Here is a 6,214-nt window from a genome sequence, read left to right on the forward strand (position 1 = left end):
ACTAACCACCGGAGTCAATCGCAGAAACTCTTCCGATTTACCAACCACTCGGGGTTAGCTGGCCTACTTCCACTCTTTAGGCTGACCGATTCCGCACTCACCGATTAGAGTTAGGATCAGACATATATGTCTATTCAGAACGTGCCCCATACTGCGGGGCATAGCATTATTCTCGATCCGGCGAGCTTCACTCTCGCCCAGGCTCCCTCACGTCTTCCGGCGGATACTTATGATCTTGTGGTTTCTCTCGGAACCGACTATCACACCTTTGACCGGCTGCTACGGTGGGTCAAGGCTTATTTAGCGGAGAACCCTCAGGTACGATGCCTCATTCAACACGGCCATACTTCCCCCGTTGAAGGGGCAGATAACGTTAAACTTCTGCCCGCAGGCACCCTCAAGCGCCTATATGCCAAGGCGCAGGTTGTGCTGGTTCAGGGTGGTCCGGGGTCTATTCAGGATGCGCGTGCTACCGGCGCTATTCCCCTCGTTGTACCGCGCCGCGTTGAGTTTGATGAAGTTGTCGATAACCACCAGGTCCCTTTCGTTACCATGATGGAGAAGCAGGGCGGCGCCGTTATCGTTGAGAGCCGCGCAGACCTGTTCGATAAGCTTACTCTAGCCTTTGAAAATCCCTCACTTTTTCATGCGGCACAGCCCTATGTGGCGAACCCGAGTATCGCAGCGGGACAGCTGGCGCAGGGGCTCGATAACCTGCTTTCGGGGAGGACTCGCCGTGCTGAGGGATATATAGCCCGTTTCAAGCAGGCAGCACGTGCTCACGCTGCGGGTAAGCAAGAAATGGCTCGAATTAACGCTATTACACCCAGCGAGTAGAATCTAAGTAGCTATCGACGATATAGTGCACATGTATCCGCCGAGTTTTCAGACGTAAGGCTACACCGGAACATTCGCCACTATATGAGGCAGAAGACCGCACATATGCGCGGGTGTTCCACTCAAGTTGTGCAGCCACGAAGGCTGTTACCTGTTAGGTACGAAAGCCTCGGAGCGCTTATCTTCCGGATAGGATGCCCGGGGCTTCGCACGCGCCATGGAAGGAAAAGAGAAAATATGGCAGTTCAAGAGTCCAACGACGTCAACGTATCAGTTGAGCAGATCGCTGCAGCATACGCCAGCGAAGATTTCGCACGCTTTGTATGCAACGAGGTTGGTGTTAATTTCGTCAGCTTCAACCTTGACGGTGACCCCGCCGGTGAGTACACCATCACTACCGAGCGCACCATCCCCGCAGACCGCGTTCCGGATATTGCGAAGAAGTTCGTCTCTAACGGTGTGGGTATGACCCAGACCGATAAGGTGAGCGCGCCCGCTGCCGACGGCACCCGCACCGTGAACACCGAGGTTAAGGTTAGCGGTATGCCTGTAAGCGCGCAGGCTACCCAGACCCTCACTCCTGTGAGCGACAGCCAGGCACGTGTGGACGTCAATGGTGAGGTCTCCTGCTCGATTCCGCTGGTGGGCAAGAAGATTGCTGCCGCTGCCGAACCTCAGGTTGGTCGCGTGCTCAAGGTTCTTGGTACCTCGGCTGAGAAGTGGACCGCTCAGCAGGGTTAATTACTGGTCTGCTAGTCTACCTGCTAAAAAGGCTCTTTATGTGAATGAAGCGGCGAAAAACCCGCTTTATTCGAATAAAGAGCCTTTTTATGTTGGGTACTGAATGCTAACGACCGATGGGCCTTTAGGATGCTTCGGCTTCTGCCGCTCCCACGGGGGCCTCTGCTTTAGCGGCGACTACCGCCTCATGGTAGGCACGGTCACCAAGAAGTTCGGCGAAGCGGCGCATCTCTACACGCAAGTCGTGCTCAGCTTCTAACAGATCAACAACTTTGCGGAGCTTGGTGCTTGAGGTGTGCTCCGTATAGGGGAAGTAGTGGACGCTCACGCCGACCTCTGCGAAGCGTTTTTCGAGGGCGAGGCCCTGCGGGGTTCCCTTCCAGTCGTCGCCTTTGAAGAAGACGTTAAAGGGCTTCTGGTGCCATGTTTCGATCTTATCGGGGGTGGTCTCGATATAAACTTCGTCCACATAGTCGATATGACTGACGATTGCGGCACGCTCATCAATGGGGATAACGGGACGGCGCCCCTTGGTCTGCTCAAGAACGTCGTCGTGCACGACACCGGCGATAAGGTAGTCGCAGTTTTCCTTCGCCTTGCGCAGGATTTCGAGGTGCCCATAATGGAACAGATCGTAGGCGCCAGCGGCGTATCCAATAATCATAAGAAACCCTCTCTTAGGGTACGTGCTTACGGCAGACGCCTGGGGCACATTCACACGGTGACTGCGCGGTTTTATACCGCACGTATAGCACCATCAGTTTACCAGCCGGAACGCCGTTCAGCTTCCGTCTGGATAACCGCAGGAACATGATAGGGACGGCAAAGAGGTGACTTCCCGATGGCTATGTCGAAAAGTCACCTTCTATATAAGCTACCCTTCGGTGAGATCTCCTGCTTGCCAAGCCTGGTGATCCTGCCACGAAAAGCCAGCAATACGCTCGCCATGAGCAAATAGCTCCCATGGATCGTTCACCGCGCCTGCTTGCAGGGTTAAAGTCCACGGGGAACCATCAGAAGCACGCAGTGTTATCACGGGGTTATACCCGTCTTCTGAACCGGAAACCTCAGTGATTACCGTTCCCTGAACTTGCCTCAGACTATCCGGAAAATGATTTTCCTGGGGCTCCTTGGGAACAGAGCTCTCTGCCGCAGTAAGAACACCGCTACAGTTAACTTGAAGTGCCCAATCCTTCCCAGATAAAACTGCGCAGGCGTCCTCACCCATGACCTCAACTGCATCAACGGTTAGCGGGAGGTGTGAACGCATACGTTCAAGTACTGAACGGGTATCCCACCCGGCAGGTGTCTCATCCGACGGTTCCAACGGGGCTGTGCCATCAGAAGGAACATACCCAAAATAGTGGCGTGCCTCGGCAAAACTATGAGGCACAATAAATTTCTTATTCTCTTCTACCTCAAATTCTGGTTTGTACCGATACACCGCCACGCTACGACCCGTGTAGAAGTTCTCATCATACGGGTCAATTCGCATAGCGTGCGCATAATCAATCAGCATATCCTCACTAAGGCGGTCAGGAATACGCGCAACCTTATATGCTTCTTCCTGCTCAAAGTTAATTGGGAGCCCCTCATGAACGAAACGCCACCGAGAGCCCATCTCGCGTTTAACTTCAACACATCGTCGAGCCCGTTCCGTGTGAATATCGCCGGGATTATCAGGCTGAAAAAGAACCTCAAATCGGCGACGACCCCGCACATTCACCCGAGAATCAGCATGAGAAGCTATAGGGTACCGATTCGGAACATTTGAGATCAGCACGCCGGTAGTATTCAATAGTCGAGAGGTTGTGTGCACAATAGAATCTACATCGTTACTCGGCACACGATTTGTCAAAACCGAAACCCAATAATTTTCGCACTCAGTAAACACAACAGCATCACTGATACGACGCAGCGGCTCAAGGTACGACATCGCCGCAGCTAACCCGCCCGATTCAACAACCTCATACTGCATGCGGTAGCCCAGCTTTTGCTGCCAGTCGATATATGCTTGGGCGATATCCTGCAGATCCGCATAAATATAGCCAAGTTCGTAGGTAGTGGGCTCATATGCACCGTTAGCTAACGTGTAGTGGGGATTCATAACGCTCTATTCTGTCGGTTATCGCTACATAAGAATTTAGGATGCGGAACGGATAAAGGTCTTCGTCGCGGGATCATCGTATTCCCGCACAGTACGTATTTCTATTCCTCCATGTTCTGGGTCATTAGCTGCTATACGCTGTGCCTTATACTGCGCGAGCTTGCTCTCTTCAGTCAGCCAGAGGACATAGTACCGTTTACCATCAAGCGTGTACTGCAACTCGGGATGGTTATACCCTACTTGGTAGCCGTAAGCACTCTGCTGAGGGGCATTAACAAGAATATCCTCAGCGCCCTGATAATGTAATTGCTCGATAGTGCGCTGTAAGTCGTCGTTCTGACTGGTAACGGGGCTTATGAGTGCCATGTATTTATTCCTTCGTCATGGGGCGGGGGATGTAATGATCTACATTAGCGATAGTATCGGATAGAGTTTGCAGGTGTACGAGTTTTCGTCACCGATATTTAGGCTTTTACCTTCCGGTCTCCTGGCAGCGTGCTTCTTTCCATGCTTCGTGAGCCTGCCAACTGGGACCTTCGATAATCTGTTCCCGATTTTGTATGACACCCCACGGAGCATTTTCATCTTCGCTCAGGATGTGAATTACCCAGTCCTCACCATGAATATCGCGAACGGTAATAAGCGGATCATAGGCATCTGGTGTATCCGCTTCAACGGCAATTATCATGCCGCCTTGGAGAGCTTTAATAGGCTCTTGCTGATTCTTCGGAAACTCCTCTAGGCGATTTTTCTCTAGTGCTGGAGCGATACGCCAGTCACAATCCACATAGAGCTTAAAGGAAGAATTATCTTTATTACCCGTGAAAGAGAAATTCAAATCTCCCACGCTAACCTGTTCAACCGGTAATGGCAACAATGCCTGTAGCTCGCTCAGACGTAGAGAATCAGCCTGATATTCATCTAAAGGCTCGAATTCATCAGATTTTTTAGATTCATTCTTCTGGATATCATCAAGATGTGGTTTCGATGAGTCTTCATCATCACCATAGCTATCGTAAAGATGATCAAGTTTATATTCTTTGCGCGCTTGGGCAAAGCTCAAAGGGCGCAAAGACTCAGGATCTTCATGCATCCAAGGTGCATCTACATTGCATACAAGTGCAGGACCAGTGTAGAAACTCAGATTATATGGGTCAATCCCCAGCTGCCGTGCATAATGGAGCAATATTTCTGGAGAGAATCGGTCAGTTACTTTATGTTTACTGTAAACATTTATATCCTCAAATTCAAAAGGATTACCACTACTTTGAAAAAACCATTTCCTTACACCTTCACGCCCCAGGTGCAGTGAACGACCACGGTTATTACCACAGATTTTCTGTCCAGAGCCATTATAATATGTAAGCCGAATACTTCCATAAGACTCTCGATATTTTTCGAGTTCTTTATAATTTTTTGGCGGGTATATATTAGGTACATAACGTATAAAAACACTATCCAATAAATATTTCTTTTTCATATTCCACATTATCGTTGTATAATCTACCGGCTTAGGACTATTAGTTAACATAACGGTCCAACCATTACGACATTGAGCAAATATAATCTTTGACTCTGCACGTGTTAAAGGATTTAAGGCATCAAATATTGCTTCCCCAGCAAGATTTTCTTCAGTATTAGTCAGAAACTGTGGAAATATTATATTCTTTGCCCAGTCTTGGTAATACGTAGCAACTCGACGGTAATCGCCCCTAAAAAATACCAAATTATACGTAGTAGGCTCATACCGACCACCAGCTAGACGATAACGGTTAACATCCTCAACCATAGGGGTTACCCTTTCAAACATAGTTATTTTTTATACGGATCAACAATACGTAGCTCAATGCCACCATGTGCGGGATCGTTAGCCGCAATACGTTCGGCATGCCCAATTTCACGTCCAGATGTAGTACGATCCCATTCAACATAGTACCGTTTACCATCTTTAGTAAATTGAAGATCTGGACGATTCGTCACATCATCTCTTCAGAAGATACAACTAACCCTCAGTATCTGTTGGGTCAACCGTTATACCTTTCAAATTACTGATAGCGTCTTCTTTAGTCTTCACATACAAAGGATGCTCCGCCCCAGGATCCTCTTCATCAAAATCAGGCACCACAACCGCCCGACCCTCAAAAAACTCTAATACAGTATCAAGCGTATCCCGAGAAACGTCCATAGCATAAAGCACAGGTGTTGGATCATACTCCCCATCTTCATTCCAGGTACGATAAAACCTCAAATCACCGTCCACAGACTGCAACAGCTCTGCAGCCCATTCAGCCATATAATAATGAGGATCATGAGGACTCTGGAATAGCGCATCATAATTCTTCAGAACAAAAAAGAACCCCTGACTCAAATCCAACCAATGCAAATCCTCAAGATACTCATGAATCCAATCATCCGGCAACCGAGGAATCTCATACGGAAACTCAATAGCCTCAAAAACCATCACAGCAGCTTCCGCAGACCCCGAAGACTCCAATAACTTTTCACAGGAAAGCTCAATAATCTTCCACC

Annotated in this window: 8 protein-coding genes; 2 read left to right on the forward strand and 6 right to left on the reverse strand. The window is 49.1% G+C overall.

Annotation, left to right across the window (positions count from 1 at the left end; all coding sequences use genetic code 11):
- The first annotated feature begins 126 nt into the window (after positions 1 to 126).
- Both HMPREF2554_RS01705 and HMPREF2554_RS01710 read left to right on the forward strand, forming a co-directional pair.
- Positions 127 to 837 (forward strand): glycosyltransferase, encoded by a 711-nt coding sequence (locus HMPREF2554_RS01705; RefSeq protein ID WP_048755148.1) that lies wholly within the window; start codon positions 127 to 129, stop codon positions 835 to 837.
- Positions 838 to 1,074: 237 nt separating this feature from the next.
- Entirely contained in the window at positions 1,075 to 1,578 is a 504-nt protein-coding gene (locus tag HMPREF2554_RS01710; RefSeq protein ID WP_004006161.1) for a DUF2505 domain-containing protein, read from the forward strand.
- Positions 1,579 to 1,702: 124 nt separating this feature from the next.
- On the opposite strand, the gene HMPREF2554_RS01715 is transcribed toward HMPREF2554_RS01710, so the two are convergent.
- The 6 genes from HMPREF2554_RS01715 to HMPREF2554_RS01735 all read right to left on the reverse strand — a co-directional run.
- Entirely contained in the window at positions 1,703 to 2,242 is a 540-nt protein-coding gene (locus tag HMPREF2554_RS01715; protein ID WP_070534831.1) for an FAD synthase family protein, read from the reverse strand.
- A gap of 210 nt (positions 2,243 to 2,452) precedes the next feature.
- Positions 2,453 to 3,685 carry a hypothetical protein gene (locus tag HMPREF2554_RS01720; protein ID WP_070553714.1) on the reverse strand — a complete coding sequence of 411 codons (1,233 nt, stop codon included), beginning with the start codon at positions 3,683 to 3,685 and terminating at the stop codon, positions 2,453 to 2,455.
- A 36-nt stretch (positions 3,686 to 3,721) separates the two neighbouring features.
- Positions 3,722 to 4,051: a hypothetical protein gene (locus tag HMPREF2554_RS01725; RefSeq protein WP_004006158.1), complete on the reverse strand. Its 330-nt coding sequence runs from the start codon at positions 4,049 to 4,051 to the stop codon at positions 3,722 to 3,724.
- A gap of 106 nt (positions 4,052 to 4,157) precedes the next feature.
- Positions 4,158 to 5,474: a hypothetical protein gene (locus HMPREF2554_RS01730; RefSeq protein ID WP_246825966.1), complete on the reverse strand. Its 1,317-nt coding sequence runs from the start codon at positions 5,472 to 5,474 to the stop codon at positions 4,158 to 4,160.
- Between the two features lie 23 nt (positions 5,475 to 5,497).
- The gene (locus HMPREF2554_RS11525) at positions 5,498 to 5,665 is read right to left on the reverse strand and encodes a hypothetical protein (protein WP_004006156.1); all 168 of its coding nucleotides are present in this window, start codon (positions 5,663 to 5,665) and stop codon (positions 5,498 to 5,500) included.
- Positions 5,666 to 5,687: 22 nt separating this feature from the next.
- A partial coding sequence (locus tag HMPREF2554_RS01735) for a hypothetical protein (RefSeq protein ID WP_070553718.1) occupies positions 5,688 to 6,214 on the reverse strand: 527 nt, incomplete at its 5' end.

Origin of the sequence: Rothia sp. HMSC071F11 (assembly GCF_001809115.1) — a bacterium.
GTDB lineage: Bacteria > Actinomycetota > Actinomycetes > Actinomycetales > Micrococcaceae > Rothia > Rothia dentocariosa.